The following is a 16,217-nucleotide window of genomic DNA, read 5'->3' as shown; positions in this document are numbered from 1 at the left end:
CGATGGGTGCTCTGGTTATTATGACTAATTATGATATGAAGAATTTCTATTTATTTATATGTTTTGTTTTACCACTTACTGCCTCTATGGCGTATGCGAAAGTGCTGGAAGGTACTCCGATAGCTCAACACCCTCGGCTACTCCTTTTACAGGGCGAAGAGCAGTTGCTATGGACATCCATTCAAAGGGATAGCTACCAGCGCAAAATCCATCAGGAGATATTAAAGGAATGTGATCGAATTTTGACAACAAAACCTGTAACAAGGAACAAAATCGGCATGCGGCTATTGGCTACTTCCCGTGAAGCGATGCTTCGGATTTTTTACTTGTCCTATGCTTGGCGTCTAACCGCAGAACAGAAATATGTTGCGCGGGCGAAAGAGGAACTACGTGCAATATCTGCTTTTAGCGATTGGAATCCTTCGCATTTTCTGGATGTTGCGGAAATGATCATAGCTGCTGCTATCGGATACGATTGGCTATATGACGAATTGTCGGAAGAAGATCGAGCCTTAATAAAGCAGGCGATTCTGAGAAAGGGATTGGAACCTTCACTGGACAGTCAGTATAACTGGTGGCTAAAAGCGACTCATAATTGGAATCAGGTTTGTAATGCAGGAATGCTATTTGGTGCGCTAGCAATCTACGAAGATCATCCGCAATTGGCAAGCGATGTGATAAAAATAGGAAGGGAAAGTATTAAGCTGCCTATGAAAGATTACGAACCGGACGGGGCGTATCCGGAGGGATATATGTATTGGGGATATGGTACAACTTTTAATGTTTTATTTATTAGTGCATTGGAGCGTGCGTTTGGAGAACCTTATGATTTGTCGGCTGCGCGAGGCTTCTTGGAGACGCCCGCTTTTATGCAAAACATGACGGGGGTAACAGGCGACTCGTTTAATTTTTCGGACTCTGATCTTGGCGGTGTGTTGCAGCCTGCTATGTTCTGGTTTGCCAAAAGAACTGAAAATCCATCTTTACTGTGGATCGAAAGGGAGCATATGATTAAACTAAGCGCTAATGTGCGTGAAGATAATCGACTATTACCATTGACTTTGATTTGGAGCAAAGGCATCGATCTCGAATCTATTGAACCTCCGCAAAATAGGATATGGACCGGTAACGGGAAAACGCCGGTGGCGCTGATGCGGTCTTCTTGGACGGATTCTACAGCGATCTATGTCGGTTTTAAGGGTGGTTCGCCTGCTACTAACCATGGACACATGGATGTCGGATCCTTCGTGATGGAGGCAGATGGTGTCCGGTGGGCGATGGACTTCGGCCGAGAAGACTACCGAGCGCTTGAAGCGAAGAAAATCAATATCTGGAAATTTGATCAGGATTCAGAGCGATGGGGGGTCTTTAAATATACAAATTATGCACATAATACATTGACTGTTAACGGGGAACTCCAACATGTTGGAGGATATGCGCCGTTAACAGATGTTGTTGAGTCAACCGATGCGACGAAAGCAACGATTGATTTGTCTTCTGTTTACCCTAAACTGGCAGCTTTAAGCCGTGAAATAACTGTCGTTAATGCGAAGTATGTATCTGTAAAAGATATATATAACGGTGGTTCGGAAAAAAATACAATCCGATGGTCTATGGTTACTGATGCAGCTGTCAAACTGATTAATAATACGACAGCAGAACTTACAAAAGATGGAAAGCAACTTCTGTTGAAAATTGAAGTTCCTGGTCATGTGGTGTGGAAAATAGAGCCTATTGAAGGCAACGACGGGAAGAACACACCGGTGCTAGTTGTTTTTGAAGTGGAAGTAGCGCCGCGCCAGAAAGGGGATATTGTAGTGAACTTAGTGCCTTTCTGTTCGTTAGATTGATTATCTAGTATAACCAGTAGAATTAAAATGCTGGTATCGCCTACGCGATACCAGCATTTCTTGGATATATGGGTATATGTTGTGGGAAGCACTATACGTGCTGTCCTCGGTGTCTTCCTTCGGCAAATTCTTCTACGATCTTTGCATTGAAAATGGGAAGATCGTCGGGTGTTCGGCTTGTTACGAGTCCTTGGTCCGTAACGACGGCGCTGTCTTCCCAAAGGGCACCCGCATTGATTAAATCATTTTTAATCGCAGCTACCGAGGTAATCTTGCGCCCTTCGATCACTTCAGCGTCGATCAGTACTTGAGGTCCGTGGCAAATCGCAGCGACTGGCTTCCCAGCTTGAAAAAAAGACCGTACGAATTCAAGCGCTTCTTCATTTGTACGCAGCTTATCCGGATTTATAACACCTCCGGGAATCAAAAGCCCATCATATAAACTAGTATCTGCTTGCGACAGCACATAATCTACTTCGTAAGTCCCGGTCCATTCATCACCTTTCTTTGCGCGTACGACATCGCTCTTAGGCGAAATAATATCTACCTGCGCACCTGCTTTTTCCAATGCTTCTTTTGGACTCGTTAACTCTATTTCTTCAAAACCATCTTCAGTCAAAATTGCAATTCTTTTTTCGTGTAGCTTTTCCATGTTAATGTTTTTATTTATGACCGTTAATTTAATGATAACTAAAGATGACGCCATGGTCTTAGCGTCGGTGCCATCTACCGGTGTAAACAGGTTAGCATAAATTATGTTGGCCTTTAATTCATTTTAAGGGTTTTAAACCGTTTTTATGAAGTATTTTACGGGGTGATAATGGGTGTTTTTACGGGGCTTTGCTTGAGGATCATGAAACTTTTTTTGTCTTTTTAAACGGGAACGACTTTGTGAAACTATAGGGGGATTGTACAAGATTACGCTGTATTGATGTTGTTAACATTAGATAAACGTAATGGTTTTAATTTATTAAAATGTGATGCTTAATTTTGTTGGATCTTTGGATGAATATATGAACAGACGATTTCTCTTTTTAACATTACTTTTTGCCTTTTCTATCTCACGAGCGTCGGCACAAGAATTACATGTCTTGAACTTTGGTACAGTACAGGAGATGGTGGAATATTTTCAATATGGGAAGAATAAGAAAATAATAAGCGGTCATAGAGGTACAATAGAGAACGGTCTGCCGGAAAATTCTATTGCCGGAATGGAAGAGGTGCTTAAGCATACGACGGCGATATTTGAGGTCGATCCGCGCTTGACGAAGGACGGTGTGCCCGTGGTGGTACACGACGCTACCTTAGAGCGGACGACAACAGGCAGTGGTGAGGTATCGGACTATACCTGGAAAGAATTGAAGGATCTAAAACTTAAAGATAATCAGGGAAATATCACATCGCATGGTATTAATACTTTAGATGAAATGATTGAATGGGCCAAAGGGAAAACAATACTGAACCTTGATAAAAAAAACCTCCCCATGGAAATGACGGCCGAGATCATACGTAAACACAATGCGTATGCTTGGGTGTGGGTTACGGTGCATAACGCAGAGCAGGCTCGATTTTATTTGGATGGTAATCCGGAGCAGTACCTTTCGATGCATATTAAAACGCAAGGGGCTCTGGACGATTTTATTTCGTCCGGTCTACCATTTAATCGCATGATCGTTTATATTGGTCCGGAGATAAAACCTGCCAACCAGGAGATGTATAATTTCTTTAAAGAAAAAGGCGTGATGTGCATGATTTCTACGGCACCGACTTATGATAAACTGCCAACGAAAGAGGAGCGCCGTAAGAAGTACAGAATGGTATTTGAAGATGGTGCTAATATATTGGAATCGGATTTTCCAATCGAAGCCAGTCAGGCTATAAAGTAGCCTTAAGTTTAAGTTAACATATATTCCGACGAAGTAGGTTTGCCCTAGCCTTCGATTTATCTATAAAGATATTTGAGCGATATATTGGCGTCATCTGACTGCTAAATTCCAGTTAAACGAATTGAAATGCGATAGAAAAAGCTATTTTTACATGTTATAAATTCAGGTAAAGAGAGATTGTCTCAATTTTACTAAACGTAACGTGCAACCATTAAGCAGACAAATACAACATTTTAAACATGAGTTATTGCGAATATATACCGAGTATGGCGGAGCCTCGCAGAAGCCTACACAAGAACTACCACGATAATCATTATGGATATCCTATTCATGACGACAACGAACTGTTTGGCCGTCTGATTATGGAGATCAACCAAGCTGGCTTAAGTTGGGAAACTATTCTGAAAAAAGAAGCTAGTTTTCGAAAAGCATACGATAATTTCAACATCGTTAAAGTAGCAGGCTACACCGAACAGGATCGTGAACGCTTATTGAATGATCCTGGGATTATCCGGAATCGATTAAAAGTAAATGCGGCGATCGAAAATGCCAAAACGATTCTTCAATTGCAGCAGGAATACGGAAGCTTTGAAAAATGGTTGCAACATCACCATCCTAAAGCCAAAGAGGAGTGGGTAAAGCTCTTTAAGAAGACATTTAAATTTACTGGCGGAGAAATCGTTAATGAATTTTTGATGAGTATAGGTTATCTCCGTGGTGCGCATTCCGAGAGTTGCCCCGTTCATCAAGAAATTTTGAAAGTAAAGCCAATGTGGTTAAAACAGTAAAATATATATCTAATTTAACACATATGGGTCATACGGATTTTGACGAGATCATTCGTCGTTGTTTAGCCTTAAGGAAGCAATATCATAAACTCGAACTGCATCATCATGGGAGTGAATGGACCGTAGAGGAGGATGCTTTAGCTTATTTGACCGATGCTGGCTTGGTAGGAAGAAATGTAATGTCACAACAGGCACGATGGCCAAAGACCAATTCACAATCGGAACTGGAACATAAACTGGGCGAAAATATCTGGTGGCTGATTGTCTTGGCGAATCGATCGGGGATTGACATCAAGAAAGCGCTGTCTGATTTTTTGACGAAGACAGAGGCGCTAATTAATGCGTAGATTAGTTTGATTAATTAAAGCGATAATATGCTGTTATACTCCCGTATTGGTGGGGCCTGGCACTGCTTTTGATTTCTCGGGCACGAAAGGTTAAACTGTAATCGAGCGTAAAGCGAGCAGTAGCATAATTTAAACCGATTCGCTGTTCAAATACGAATGGTCTAACGGAAAACGTTATCGGACTGTTGTTCGTAAATAGACTACCTTGTATAGTGGCATCATAAGCAACATAGTTAATTTGGGGTCTGGCATAGAAATAAAGTTCCCGCTCTTGTAGTTTTTTCGTTTTGTTGTTTTGACTGATAGTTGCGCTGTGGTACGACGAGTGGAATAACTGGTTGATATTTCCGGTTCTAAATACCAGGGCAAGGCCGGCACCGTTGAATACGGTGCCTAATTGAGCGTAGCTTTCTAACGAGAAATCAACTGACTTAGCACTGTTGCGGTGTAATAATGCGGTATATTGTACATCTAGATTCGCGGCAGCTTCGTTCTGAATCTGATAGTCCCATCCGCTTGTTTTGTATAAACCTACGGTGGTGTGTATCAGATTTTGGGTTCCGCTCGCCAGAGAATTGGGGCCAGAGGTTCCTAAGGCTAATGCAATTTTCCAAACGTGCTCCTTTTGATTGAAAAAATTTACTTGTGCTTTTCCATAAAGATAGCCCGCAAATGGACGATCATGCGTTCTGGGGTCGGGGCCGTATCCGGATAGAGGAGTGTACATCTTCTGTCCGACAGATAATTCATAGGTTAATTTTTCGAGGTTATCTCCGAGTTTGTGCTGATCAACGGCCCGCCTGTAGTAGATGAACAAACCGTTGGTATAATAACGGTCTTGGCCGTAAAAAAGATAAGCGTCGTTGTCACTTACGATACCAAATTCGTTATTATACTCCTGTGAAATAGCACTAAAGTAGATTAGAAAAAGAGGCAAGATAGCTAAAAGGAGCTTATTGTACATCACTTCGTTAATACTTGCTATGTTTTAGTCTATATAGAAAACATCCTCCAAAATTGGTCACACACATTTTTACTCGTTTTTATTTTTTTTAGTAGCGATCTAAAAACAAGTGTAATGTACAAATAATTGATCTTTTACATCTACAACTAAAATTTTTTTTGATATTTATTTGACATCGTTGTTCGCTGATCCGAAGTAGTCCAATGGCTACGTTTTTGTGTGTATTTATTATTAGATTTTTGTACAAAACCCAGGATGGAGTGCATTTAATATTATAGGATCTCTTAAGGCGGGTATTGTCGAAGAAAGAAAAGTAGATTATGAACAGGGAATTATAGTCTTTTATAAGGTTTCCATCAGCTTTGAGGTGAATCCCCGTGTCGCTAAAAGCAGTACCTGCAGGCAGAAGGGTTCTTGAAAAAAGCAGCTGCTGAGCGGGAATATTAAATGGCACGTTGGAAGTAGATGTTGTGCACGGGAGAGGTGCATCATTTCATGTAGACTGTTTGTCGGCATTGATGACGGAAGGACTGACGACGCAAAGTGAACAATTAACGACTAAAATGCGCCTTTGGTGACGTGCCTATGTACTTTTTAAAATCTTTGATCAAGTGATTGTCGTCATAATAACCTACTTCTAGCGCTATTTGAATAAGGGGGTGTTCTTTGTTGATATACAGTTCTTTATAGGCTTCAAGAAAACGATGTAAATTGATGTATTGCTTTTGGGAAAACCCTACGTATTTTTTAAAGCTGCGCTGCAACCATTTGTAGTGTATGGCAGTTGTAATATTTCGATTGCCTAAGAATTCACTATGCTGTATATTGCTTAATCGATCCATTAATATCGGCGGAATAGGGACAGTTTCTGTCGCTCTAGTTTTGATAAACGTCTCAATGGTTATTATTTGTCGCTGTAGGCATTGACTTGCATAGTAGGTTTTTTTTAATTGAAGATAACTCTCTTCCTCCAACAAATTCGTTAGATTTTGAACGGGATTAGAGGTGAAAAAATCTGAAGACGTACCAAAAATATGTGAGATTGTATGGGGATAAAAACGCACAATCAATATAGAGCCGTTGATTGATTCCGCATGCCAATAGGTTGGCTGCAATATATTTCCGCAGATCCAGAAGGATTGTAGCAGTTGTTCGCCTTGACGTGTACCTGTGAAACTGATGCTTTCTGATGATGGCATACATAGCAGCGATGGATATCCGTCATTAAAAAGAGGGATAGATTGGTCGTTAAATTCTCCCTTAAACAGATAAAAGCCTTCAACATAGGCCGCAACAACAGGATCTGGTTCAATGCGGATGTATGCGTGCGAATGACGAGACCGTATAGCTGTAAGATAGTTGATGGGCATAGCATACAAAGATATGAACTCTTGATTGAATTTGATATAATTGTCCATTTCCTACTATTTTCGACAGAAGTATGGTGGTTATATTTACGGTAATAAATATTACGTTTAAGATATGATCATTAGCAATGATAAAGAATTACGGGAAATGAAGCTCGTTAGCGAGGTAGTATCCTTTACGCTTATGGAAATGCAAAATTTTGCAGCTCCGGGCATGTCTACCCAAGAACTCGACGATTACGGCGCAACTATTTTGGCCCGGTATGGAGCTCGATCTGCACCTTCGCTTACATACGATTTTCCGGGATCCACCTGTATCAGTATAAATAACGAGGTGGCACATGGTGTGCCGTCTGCATCCCGGATAATTGAGGAAGGTGATTTACTTAATATCGATGTGTCTGCGGAACTAAATGGCTACTGGTCGGATAATGGAGGATCAATCATTGTTGGAAGGGATATATACGGGCATAGCCCGTTACTTGAGGCTTCTCGTTATATTTTGGACGGTGCCATCGCACGCATACGTGGCGGTGTTAGAATCAATGCGATAGGACAATATATTGAAACTTTCGCTGGAAAAAGGGGTTACAGTGTGATCAAAAATTTGGCCGGACATGGCTTGGGAAGAGCGTTGCACGAATCTCCCGATAATATACTCAACTACTACGATCCGAGTGATAAAAGACGCTTTCGTAAAGGCTCTGTTGTGGCGATAGAAACATTTATTACTACGGGGTCAACGCTGGCAATACAACAAGCAGACGGATGGACGCTTTTAGGAAACAAAGCCGGATTTGCGGTGCAGCATGAACATACTATTGTGGTGACGGATGGGGAACCTATTGTATTGACAGAACGTTTTCTGTAATAACTCGATACTTTTGGCGCTATAGGGAATCTTATCATTCCTTTTTTGATAAGGGGGCTAGTGGGATTAACTATCTAAGTCGCAATTGAGACTTGCGTGGATTATATTCAATTATGTGACTTATCTCCACTTGATATATGATTCTGATTGCTTGAGATTGCTTTTTAGAATTGATCATGTTTTTATAGAAGCGATGTAAATAGCGGGATTTTAAAATCATTATATAAATAAGTTTCGAAAAAAATATCCGTTTATATTAAAGTATATAAAAAATTTGTACTTTCGTTTCGTTGTATATTTAGTTTTTTATATCTAATAATAATGAAAAGAAAAATTAGTCGGAATTTTGTTTATGGTTGGATTAACAGTGTCATTCCAGGGATAATAATCGCTGCAGTGGTATTCGGTCCAAGCAAAATGACTATCACGTCCAAATTGGGAGCGTCGTACGGATACAGTTTGGTTTGGATTGTGCCGATAGCGATATTTTTCATGGCCATATTTACAGGGATGGGTAGTCGTATTGGAATGCAGAATACAAAGTCCCTTATACAGCTTATACAAATGAAATACGGTCGCTTAGCTGTGCTTTGCATTGGTGTCGGGATATTTTTAGTAGCTGCTTCTTTTCAGGCTGGAAATGCGATTGGTGTCGGTATATCGCTGGCCGAACCGACGGGGACAAAACCTCATATTTGGCTTATCATATTTACCATTATGGGCATTTCATTACTTTTCTTTCGATCGTTTTATCGTGTAATGGAGCGTTTGATGCTTTTCATGGTGCTTTTGATGTTCCTATCTTTTATCGTTACACTTATATTAGCAAAACCAGATATGGAATCCTTTTTCAGGGGAAGTATTCCTTCTCTACCTAATGGTTCAGAAGGTTTGATCCTCGCGTTCATGGCCTCTTGCTTTTCAATAGTTGGCGCATTTTATCAGGCTTATATTGTTCAGGAACGAAAGAAACGTTCGGCAACTGGTGTGTACCAGGACAAGAGCTTAATGGGCGTTATTATGTTGGCAGTGATGAGTATAGTGGTGATGATGTGCGCAGCGTCTATTTTGTATCCGCGCCAATCTGAGGTCAAAAGTGCATTAGATATGGCGAATGTGTTAACACCTTTGTTTGGGTCTTATGCTTCGGGGGTATTTCTGACGGGACTGTTTGCTGCATCTTTTTCGTCCTTAGTGGGTAATGCGACTGTTGGAGGATCCTTGCTCGCAGAAGCGCTCGGTCTTAAAAAAGGTATGGACAAACTTGGGAGTCGTGTTTGTATTGCATCGGTTATGGTAATTGGTGCTTCAGTGGCTATTTTATTTCAAGGGTTACCTCTTCAACTCATTGTGCTAGCTCAAAGTATTACAATTTTTTTGGTGCCGTTTATTGGTTACATGATGTTTGATATTTCAAATGATGCCTCTATTATGAAGGATAATAAGAATACTAAATTTCAACAGGCTGGTGGTCTTTTGGGATTACTCTTTTTGACTGGTTTAGCCGTATACAATTTTTACGATTTGTTTATAAAATAAAATATTAATACAACTATGGATTACACATTGCAAGAACTGGAACAAAGATTTACTGCACCTTCCGCAGATCTGATTGAAGATATCAAAAAGATTGACGGGGATATCTTGTTGCTTGGTATCGGAGGAAAAATGGGTCCCAGTATGGGCAAGTTAGCTGTCCGGGCGGCACAAGCGGCAGGAGTAAATAAGCGTATTATTGGTGTCTCACGTTTTTCCGAGGTAAGAATAAAGATTGAATTGGAAGAAGCAGGCATAGAGACCATATCTTGTGATTTATTAGATGACAAAGCTTTACAGCGTCTCCCAGATGCTTCCCATGTGATTTATTTAGCAGGTAATAAATTCGGTACTGCTGGTAATGAAAGTTTTACTTGGGCTATGAATGCTTATCTACCAGGTAGGGTGGCTGAACGTTTTAAGGACGCTAACATTGTTGCCTTATCTTCTGGGAATGTATTGCCTTTTGTTAATCCACTTTGGGGAGGGGCTACCGAGGATACCGCTCCCGAACCAATCGGTGAATATGCACAGTCTTGTTTGGGTAGGGAGCGTATTCTAAGTTATTTCTCAAAAAAGAATGCTACGAAAATGCTGATATACCGCCTTAATTATGCTGTCGATTTTCGTTACGGTGTAGTTATGGAAATTGCGAAATCTGTATTGCGTGGCAGGCCGATTGACTTACATATGGCCGTAGTAAATGTAATTTGGCAGGGCGATGCTAACGAAATCGCGCTACGGGCATTGCTGCATACAGATAACCCTGCTAGAATTTTAAATGTGACGGGACCAGAAACTGTGGCGATTGCGTGGATAGCGAAGGAATTCGGAAATTTATTTGGAATTGAACCTATTTTTATTAACGTACCAGTAGAAACAGCCTTATTGAATAACGCTTCAGATTGCCATCGGCTATTTGGCTACCCGAAAGTTTCCTTTCGTGAAATTATCGATATTACTGCAACATGGTTACGTCTTGGCGGAGAAGAATGGGATAAATCCACGCATTTTCAAGAGAGAGGAGGGAAATTTTAATGTGTACGTTAGATTTAATAAAGAAGCAACATCTTCTCGAGGGAACGGTAATTCCGGCTCATCCTTTAGCCTTAGATGCTAATAGAAGGATTGATGAAAAGCGTCAACGTTTGCTGACTCAATATTACTTGGCCAGTGGGGCAGGTGGTGTTGCCGTAGGTGTACATTCTACTCAATTTGAAATAAGAGATCCGAAAATCAATCTTTTAGAAAAAGTTTTCCAGTTGGCGGCAGAGGAGATAGAACGATCCGATATAAAAAGGCCTTTTGTGAAGATAGCCGGAATTTGTGGACCTACTAAGCAGGCTTTAACAGAAGCTGCATTAGCATGTGAATACGGTTACGATATGGGATTGCTCAGTATGGGTGGGCTTGTGGGGCTTACGGAGGAGGAGATATTAGAGCGCACACGATTAGTTGCCGAGATCATTCCCGTATTTGGTTTTTACCTGCAACCTTCAGTTGGAGGAAGGGTTTTTAGTTATGAATTTTGGCGGAAATTTGCAGAAATTGAAAATGTTGAAGCAATAAAATGCGCCTCTTTTAACCGCTATCAAACATTAGATGTCATGCGTGCAGTGGCGAACTCCAGTCGTTATAAGGATATCGCTATGTATACAGGGAACGATGACAACATCGTTGCGGACTTGCTAACTCAATATCGGTTTGAGGTAGGGGATAACCCGGTAGAAATTGGTTTCAGGGGAGGGTTGCTAGGCCATTGGGCGGTCTGGACAAATAAAGCAGTTCAGTTGATGCAAGAAATTCAGCAATATCGGATGCAAAAAACAGCACGAGGGGCAAATGAGTTGCTTACAAAGGGAATTCAAATAACAGATGTCAATGCGGCGCTCTTCGACCCTCAAAACAATTTTCACGGCTGTATCCCAGGGATACATGAAGTGCTGCGTAGGCAAGGTCTATTAGCCGGTAGGTGGTGCCTAAATTATGAAGAAGAGCTGTCGATCGGCCAAGTGGAAGAAATCGACCGGGTGTATGCAGCCTATCCGCACCTACATGATGATCTATTTGTTAGTAATTTTTTAGCTAACAGTGTATAAGTTTAATGGGGATATGGACTTAAAGTTATTGTTAAGAAAATCTGTCGAAAAAGAGTTTGAACGCGTCGTAAAAATTAGGAGGTTTCTTCATCAGTATCCTGAGCTTTCATTTCAAGAATATCAGACATCTGCGTTTATAAAATCGGAATTAGATGCGTTGGGGATCCCCTATATGTCTATTGCGACCACAGGAATATTCGCATGGATAGACGGTATGAAAGGGGTACCAGGTGATACTGTCGTTTTACGGGCAGATATGGATGCGCTTCCTATTCAAGAGATGAATGACGTGAATTATAGATCTGTGCATGACGGAATAATGCATGCTTGCGGGCATGATTTCCATACAGCTAATCTTCTTGGTGTAGCGGCGGTCCTTAAATCGGCAGCATTAGCGTTTTCAGGCAGGGTTGTTTTACTTTTTCAGCCTGCGGAAGAACGTATACCGGGAGGTGCACAGGAGGTATTGCAGGCCAGGGTTTTCGAGGAATACGCACCCCGGATCAAAGCTGTGCTAGGGTTGCACGTAAGCCCGCGGCTCGATACGGGAAATGTAGGGATTTGTTCTGGACGTTTTATGGCTTCCAGTGATGAATTTTATATACGAATAAAAGGAAAGGGAGGACATGCCGCGGAGCCTCATCAAGCCGTGGATCCAGTATATATAGGAGCACAACTTCTGTCTTCTCTGCAGCAAATAATTAGCCGCAGATCTGATCCTTCTATCCCTTCTGTGTTAACTTTTGGACGGTTTATTGGTGATGGTGCGGCTAATATTATTCCAGATGAGGTATTAATCGAAGGAACATTTAGGACGATGGAAGAAGAGTGGAGACAGCGCGCATTAAGACAGATAACCAGGATGATTCGAGAGATTCCTTCTGCCTTTGGTGCCGAAGTACAACTGGAGGTGAGGCATGGTTATCCCTTTTTGTATAATGATCCGAAGCTTGCCGTACGATGTAAACGACTATTTGAAGAGATATTGGGAAATGATGTCGTTAACGAAATAGGTCTATGGATGGCTGCAGAAGATTTTGCGTATTATTCGCACCAATATCCCGCTCTTTTTTTTCTGATAGGTATAAGAAATGAAATGAAAAAAAAGCAGTCTGGATTGCATAACGCGCATTTTGAAGTTGATGAAGATGCATTTAAGCATGCTATGCTTTCTATGGCTTATGCCGCTATAAACATATTAGATAAAGGTAATTAAAATTTGTGATGATCAATCTCTGCCGGAATAACGAAGATTGGTTTGAAAGCATGTTATAATAACATCCCGAGTAGAAAATATTTTTTAATATTGTGCTCCAACACCTCTTTTTTGAATACTACAATAATCGATTCTTTGTAGGTTCGATATCATGTTATGGATCCGAACAATAAAGGGAGATTGTATATACAATGTGAAATGGGATCACGAATTCCGACAGATCTGACGTCTTTTCAATCGTTATCAAGGACTGCGCTTAATGGAAAAGTACTGGCAATTGTTAAAACAAATGCGAAAGATAAAAAGATACACGTTACTGCGAAGACAAAAAAAATGGAATCGTGCAAGAGCTGGAGCTAACGTCCAAATAAAATGAGTGCGCGTTACTGTTTACACGCGCACTCATTTTATTGGTTACTGTCTCTAGACCTTAATGTATTCGCTGAGGTACTTGTTTGCTACACTTTTCTAAATATGACAGTCGAATTATGTCCTCCAAATCCAAAAGCATTGCTCATTGCCGTATCTATTCGCTTTTCTAGTGCGTTATTCACTACAATTTGGATGTCTTCTGGAATATTGGTGTCCAGATTTTCGACGTTAATGGTAGGAGGGATAATGCCTTCATTAATAGATTTTATGGCTAAGATAGCTTCTATAGCACCTGCGGCTCCGAGCAAATGACCTGTCATCGATTTTGTCGAACTGACCACCATATTTTGTGATTTTTTAAAAACTTTATGAACGGCATTCAATTCGCTGATATCTCCTATGGGAGTAGAAGTGGCATGTAGGTTGAGATAGCCTAACTCCGACGTGTTCAATTGAGCTTCCTCTAAAGCCAGTTCCATAGCTTTGGCTGCACCGAGGCCTTCAGGATGTGGGGAAGTCATGTGATAGGCATCGGCTGTCATCGCTGCACCCGCTAACTCTGCATAGATTTTTGCACCTCTTTTCTTCGCATGTTCGTATTCTTCCAATACCAATGCACCTGCTCCTTCACCCATAACAAAACCATCCCGATCTTGATCAAAAGGGCGGCTGGCTGTAAGTGGATCATGATTTCGGGTAGACATGGCTTTCATGGCCGAAAACCCGCCAATAGAAGCGGCAGTTATAGGTGCTTCCGATCCCCCGGTAATAAATACCTTAGCTTTACCCAAACGGATGTAGTTAAATGCATCCATAATCGCTGTATTGGAAGTTGCGCAGGCTGAAACCGTAGTGTAGTTAATTCCTTGTAACCCAAACTTCATGGATATCATCCCTGACGCCATATTGACAATCAACTTCGGAACAAAAAAAGGACTGAACCGTGGTATATAATCTCCTTTGACGTAATTTTCTACTTCGGTTTCAAATGTTTCCATACCGCCTTGTCCTACTCCCCAAATGACGCCAATATCGAAAGGATTCATGGAGGCGATCGCTAATCCGGAATCTTCTAAAGCCTGTGTAGCGCTATATAACGCGAATTGCGTGAATAAATCGCTTCTCTTAATCTCATTGCGGTCCAAATATTTGGTAGGATCAAAATTCTGGACCTCACATGCAATCTGTGTTCTAAATTTAGACGCATCGAATCTGCTTATTAAATTAGCGCTGCTCTTAGCGGTTATTGCATTATTCCAAAATGTCTGTATATCATTTCCTAAGGGATTAACCGTCCCCAACCCTGTTACTACTACTCTCTTCATCTGTGTATGTTATTATTTCAACAGGAATACAAGTTAATCATTTTGATTTGATATATGTCATTGATATTCCCTTTATGTATATATATTAATATACCATTTGGTATATTGGTACTCAAAAAATTACTTGATTATTTCGTTATCAACAATTTTAATAATTCTATCCAAAGCGAGGAACAAAAGCTGTTGATTATCTGAAATTTTAGCCAGCAGTATGCCTCCTTCGATTAACATAATAAAGGAATGCGCATAATAGGTTGTATCTATTGTTTTTTTAAACTCGTTATTATTTTTCCCCTCATTCAATATTTGAACAATGGTATCTGACCAATTTTGAAAACTTTTTTGTACACTTGCCTTTAAAAAAAAGAGATGGTCATCTGCCTCTATAGCGGTATTTAATAGCGGACAACCTCCACTTTCAAAAATTGCTTTCCAATTTTCTCTATAAAAATCGGTAAATGCAACTAATTTTTTATAAGCGGTAGCTTTTCCGGAAACGGAGATTTTAATGCGTTTGTTTAACGATGTGGAATTGTATTCATATGCTGCTAAAGCAACGTCATCTTTATTGCCAAAATTGCCATATATACTCCCTTTGGTAAGTCCGGTAGCTTCTGTAATATCTGACAATGAGGTGCCTGAATAACCCTTTTTGTTGAAAATAAGGGAGGTTTTCTCAATAATAAATTGTCTAGTTTTTTCTGCTTTGGACATTTAGTGTTATTATTTCATAGCAAATATAGTAAATAATACCGAACGGTATATGGTGGTGTCGTAAATACTGCAGTAGAATAAATTAATCACTTTCATAATCAATAGGTTTAGTGTTACGTGTTAAAATATTTTTGGAAAATAATTGATAAAGCCTATATTTGCATCGTCATCAAGATACAGCTCGCCCAGCTGGCGGAATTGGTAGACGCGTTGGTCTCAAACACCAATATCTTCGGATGTGCCGGTTCGACTCCGGCGCTGGGTACTTAACAGGAAAAGCGAGCGATGATTGTCTCGCTTTTCTTTGTTTAATGCTGTTTTGAGGACATAGAGTAAACCTTGACACGGGTGTTTTAGTATTAATTGCCGATGGTTTCGCGGACATTTCGCAGACATAAACTTTCGGCTATGGTTAAGCATACGACACCCGAACCCATGTTCAAATTTTCTACTACATTATACACGTGGAAGTCCCGTATCAAGAAAAATGGCAATTCTTCCCTGTACCTTCAAGTTTATATTTCCCATTCTGGCGCGTGGGATCGAGATTATTTTAATCTTAATCTGGACTGGTCACTGAAAGATCGACTTCGACAATAATCCAGCTGTCATTTTTTGAATACACTCTCTAAGCTTCCTAAACCGGATCATGTACAAAAGTTGTGGAGGGGATAAAAAATAATTAGATATTTGTGCTTTGATATTTATACAGATGCACGATTCGTTTAACGCTTTAATGCCCTTAATTATTCCCAAAGGAGTTTCCGATTATTTTGAGATGACCCACTATTCCAAAGAAGAAAAAAGACTGGATATCTTTTTGGAAGAACTTAACAGCACACCTGAAGAATATCAGGGACAAAAATTGGTTTCCAAGGGATT

16 protein-coding genes and 1 tRNA gene are annotated in these 16,217 nt (G+C 40.5%); 12 read left to right on the top strand and 5 right to left on the bottom strand.

Annotated features, from left to right (window positions below; genetic code table 11):
* Positions 1-35 precede the first annotated feature (35 nt).
* The gene (locus C4F40_RS06690) at positions 36-1,850 is read left to right on the top strand and encodes a heparinase II/III domain-containing protein (RefSeq protein WP_196938569.1); all 1,815 of its coding nucleotides are present in this window, start codon (positions 36-38) and stop codon (positions 1,848-1,850) included.
* Positions 1,851-1,941: 91 nt separating this feature from the next.
* Here C4F40_RS06690 and C4F40_RS06685 read toward each other — a convergent pair whose 3' ends face one another.
* Complete coding sequence (locus C4F40_RS06685; RefSeq protein WP_196938568.1) at positions 1,942-2,502, bottom strand: type 1 glutamine amidotransferase domain-containing protein; 561 nt, start codon at positions 2,500-2,502, stop codon at positions 1,942-1,944.
* A gap of 328 nt (positions 2,503-2,830) precedes the next feature.
* On the opposite strand from C4F40_RS06685, the gene C4F40_RS06680 reads away from it, so the two are divergent.
* The 3 genes from C4F40_RS06680 (at position 2,831) to C4F40_RS06670 (ending at position 4,871) form a co-directional block, all read left to right on the top strand.
* Positions 2,831-3,736, top strand: a complete 906-nt coding sequence (locus C4F40_RS06680) for a glycerophosphodiester phosphodiesterase family protein (protein WP_231389948.1) — start codon at positions 2,831-2,833, stop codon at positions 3,734-3,736.
* Between the two features lie 239 nt (positions 3,737-3,975).
* Positions 3,976-4,524: a DNA-3-methyladenine glycosylase I gene (locus tag C4F40_RS06675; RefSeq protein ID WP_196938566.1), complete on the top strand. Its 549-nt coding sequence runs from the start codon at positions 3,976-3,978 to the stop codon at positions 4,522-4,524.
* A 23-nt stretch (positions 4,525-4,547) separates the two neighbouring features.
* Entirely contained in the window at positions 4,548-4,871 is a 324-nt protein-coding gene (locus C4F40_RS06670) for a nucleoside triphosphate pyrophosphohydrolase family protein (protein ID WP_196938565.1), read from the top strand.
* Between the two features lie 10 nt (positions 4,872-4,881).
* Here the strand turns inward: C4F40_RS06670 and C4F40_RS06665 are convergent, their stop codons facing one another.
* The gene (locus C4F40_RS06665; RefSeq protein WP_196938564.1) at positions 4,882-5,835 is read right to left on the bottom strand and encodes a lipid A deacylase LpxR family protein; all 954 of its coding nucleotides are present in this window, start codon (positions 5,833-5,835) and stop codon (positions 4,882-4,884) included.
* Between the two features lie 551 nt (positions 5,836-6,386).
* Positions 6,387-7,253, bottom strand: coding sequence for a helix-turn-helix domain-containing protein (locus C4F40_RS06660; RefSeq protein ID WP_196938563.1), 867 nt, complete (start codon positions 7,251-7,253; stop codon positions 6,387-6,389).
* Between the two features lie 64 nt (positions 7,254-7,317).
* Here C4F40_RS06660 and map point away from each other — a divergent pair, with 64 nt between their 5' ends.
* The 6 genes from map (at position 7,318) to C4F40_RS21750 (ending at position 13,284) form a co-directional block, all read left to right on the top strand.
* Positions 7,318-8,073, top strand: coding sequence for a type I methionyl aminopeptidase (gene map, locus C4F40_RS06655; protein ID WP_196938562.1), 756 nt, complete (start codon positions 7,318-7,320; stop codon positions 8,071-8,073).
* 321 nt (positions 8,074-8,394) lie between these two features.
* Positions 8,395-9,612, top strand: a complete 1,218-nt coding sequence (locus tag C4F40_RS06650) for an Nramp family divalent metal transporter (RefSeq protein ID WP_196938561.1) — start codon at positions 8,395-8,397, stop codon at positions 9,610-9,612.
* A 15-nt stretch (positions 9,613-9,627) separates the two neighbouring features.
* Positions 9,628-10,647: an NAD-dependent epimerase/dehydratase family protein gene (locus C4F40_RS06645; protein WP_196938560.1), complete on the top strand. Its 1,020-nt coding sequence runs from the start codon at positions 9,628-9,630 to the stop codon at positions 10,645-10,647.
* Entirely contained in the window at positions 10,647-11,708 is a 1,062-nt protein-coding gene (locus C4F40_RS06640; protein WP_196938559.1) for a dihydrodipicolinate synthase family protein, read from the top strand. The genes C4F40_RS06645 and C4F40_RS06640 overlap by 1 nt, the downstream gene beginning before the upstream one ends.
* Before the next feature lie 13 nt (positions 11,709-11,721).
* Positions 11,722-12,924 (top strand): M20 metallopeptidase family protein, encoded by a 1,203-nt coding sequence (locus C4F40_RS06635; protein WP_196938558.1) that lies wholly within the window; start codon positions 11,722-11,724, stop codon positions 12,922-12,924.
* 156 nt (positions 12,925-13,080) lie between these two features.
* Positions 13,081-13,284 carry a hypothetical protein gene (locus C4F40_RS21750; RefSeq protein ID WP_390881615.1) on the top strand — a complete coding sequence of 68 codons (204 nt, stop codon included), beginning with the start codon at positions 13,081-13,083 and terminating at the stop codon, positions 13,282-13,284.
* A gap of 98 nt (positions 13,285-13,382) precedes the next feature.
* Here the strand turns inward: C4F40_RS21750 and fabF are convergent, their stop codons facing one another.
* Together fabF and C4F40_RS06620 are read right to left on the bottom strand one after the other, a co-directional pair.
* A complete protein-coding gene (fabF, locus tag C4F40_RS06625) occupies positions 13,383-14,621 on the bottom strand; it encodes a beta-ketoacyl-ACP synthase II (protein ID WP_196938556.1) in 1,239 nt (412 codons plus the stop codon).
* 120 nt (positions 14,622-14,741) lie between these two features.
* On the bottom strand, positions 14,742-15,335 hold the full coding sequence (locus C4F40_RS06620) for a TetR/AcrR family transcriptional regulator (RefSeq protein ID WP_196938555.1): 594 nt from the start codon (positions 15,333-15,335) through the stop codon (positions 14,742-14,744).
* Positions 15,336-15,518: 183 nt separating this feature from the next.
* Between C4F40_RS06620 and C4F40_RS06615 the strand changes: the two genes are divergently transcribed.
* Both C4F40_RS06615 and C4F40_RS06610 read left to right on the top strand, forming a co-directional pair.
* A tRNA-Leu gene (locus C4F40_RS06615) sits at positions 15,519-15,600 on the top strand.
* A gap of 143 nt (positions 15,601-15,743) precedes the next feature.
* Complete coding sequence (locus C4F40_RS06610) at positions 15,744-15,935, top strand: hypothetical protein (RefSeq protein WP_196938554.1); 192 nt, start codon at positions 15,744-15,746, stop codon at positions 15,933-15,935.
* Positions 15,936-16,217: the final 282 nt, after the last annotated feature.

Origin of the sequence: Sphingobacterium pedocola (genome assembly GCF_015209965.1) — a bacterium.
GTDB classification, from domain to species: Bacteria; Bacteroidota; Bacteroidia; order Sphingobacteriales; family Sphingobacteriaceae; genus Sphingobacterium; species Sphingobacterium pedocola.
The sequence above is the reverse complement of the archived record's forward strand: the minus strand, read 5'-3'. Positions and strand labels throughout refer to the sequence as shown.

Excerpts from the sequence above, each read along its gene's own strand:
- C4F40_RS06635 (WP_196938558.1), top strand. The coding sequence starts at position 11,722 with ATGGACTTAAAGTTATTGTTAAGAAAATCTGTCGAAAAAGAGTTTGAA.
- C4F40_RS06660 (WP_196938563.1), bottom strand. The coding sequence starts at position 7,253 with ATGGACAATTATATCAAATTCAATCAAGAGTTCATATCTTTGTATGCT.
- C4F40_RS06670 (WP_196938565.1), top strand. The coding sequence starts at position 4,548 with ATGGGTCATACGGATTTTGACGAGATCATTCGTCGTTGTTTAGCCTTA.
- C4F40_RS06650 (WP_196938561.1), top strand. The coding sequence starts at position 8,395 with ATGAAAAGAAAAATTAGTCGGAATTTTGTTTATGGTTGGATTAACAGT.
- C4F40_RS06665 (WP_196938564.1), bottom strand. The coding sequence starts at position 5,835 with ATGTACAATAAGCTCCTTTTAGCTATCTTGCCTCTTTTTCTAATCTAC.
- map (WP_196938562.1), top strand. The coding sequence starts at position 7,318 with ATGATCATTAGCAATGATAAAGAATTACGGGAAATGAAGCTCGTTAGC.
- C4F40_RS06680 (WP_231389948.1), top strand. The coding sequence starts at position 2,831 with ATGCTTAATTTTGTTGGATCTTTGGATGAATATATGAACAGACGATTT.
- C4F40_RS06690 (WP_196938569.1), top strand. The coding sequence starts at position 36 with ATGAAGAATTTCTATTTATTTATATGTTTTGTTTTACCACTTACTGCC.
- C4F40_RS06610 (WP_196938554.1), top strand. The coding sequence starts at position 15,744 with ATGGTTAAGCATACGACACCCGAACCCATGTTCAAATTTTCTACTACA.
- C4F40_RS06645 (WP_196938560.1), top strand. The coding sequence starts at position 9,628 with ATGGATTACACATTGCAAGAACTGGAACAAAGATTTACTGCACCTTCC.
- C4F40_RS06640 (WP_196938559.1), top strand. The coding sequence starts at position 10,647 with ATGTGTACGTTAGATTTAATAAAGAAGCAACATCTTCTCGAGGGAACG.
- fabF (WP_196938556.1), bottom strand. The coding sequence starts at position 14,621 with ATGAAGAGAGTAGTAGTAACAGGGTTGGGGACGGTTAATCCCTTAGGA.
- C4F40_RS06675 (WP_196938566.1), top strand. The coding sequence starts at position 3,976 with ATGAGTTATTGCGAATATATACCGAGTATGGCGGAGCCTCGCAGAAGC.
- C4F40_RS21750 (WP_390881615.1), top strand. The coding sequence starts at position 13,081 with ATGGATCCGAACAATAAAGGGAGATTGTATATACAATGTGAAATGGGA.
- C4F40_RS06620 (WP_196938555.1), bottom strand. The coding sequence starts at position 15,335 with ATGTCCAAAGCAGAAAAAACTAGACAATTTATTATTGAGAAAACCTCC.
- C4F40_RS06685 (WP_196938568.1), bottom strand. The coding sequence starts at position 2,502 with ATGGAAAAGCTACACGAAAAAAGAATTGCAATTTTGACTGAAGATGGT.